Source organism: Pseudoalteromonas sp. P1-16-1b, assembly GCF_001401785.1.
GTDB classification, from domain to species: domain Bacteria; phylum Pseudomonadota; class Gammaproteobacteria; order Enterobacterales; family Alteromonadaceae; genus Pseudoalteromonas; species Pseudoalteromonas undina.
In genome coordinates this window covers 1-339 of record NZ_LKGQ01000058.1, presented here as the reverse complement: position 1 = coordinate 339, position 339 = coordinate 1, and the positions used below count along the sequence as shown (strand labels likewise).

1 tRNA gene is annotated in these 339 nt (G+C 46.9%); it reads right to left on the bottom strand.

The features are described from left to right. Positions 1–115: 115 nt before the first annotated feature. Positions 116–191 (bottom strand) — tRNA-Gly (locus AN392_RS18165). Positions 192–339 lie beyond the last annotated feature (148 nt).

Genomic DNA, 339 nt, shown 5'->3' with positions numbered 1-339 from the left:
GCCGGACTTGAACCGGCACGACTTGTTAGTCGAGGGATTTTAAATCCCTTGTGTCTACCAATTCCACCACTCGGGCATCGAGTTTGCTATTTAAAGCAAGTGGATAAAACTAATATGGAGCGGCACACGAGGCTCGAACTCGTGACCTCGACCTTGGCAAGGTCGCGCTCTACCAACTGAGCTAGTGCCGCATCATATTAATTCTAAATAATTTTTATAAGTTACATATTGGTGTATGTAACCAAACCACAAAGTGGTGCCCGAGGCCGGACTTGAACCGGCACGACTTGTTAGTCGAGGGATTTTAAATCCCTTGTGTCTACCAATTCCACCACTCGG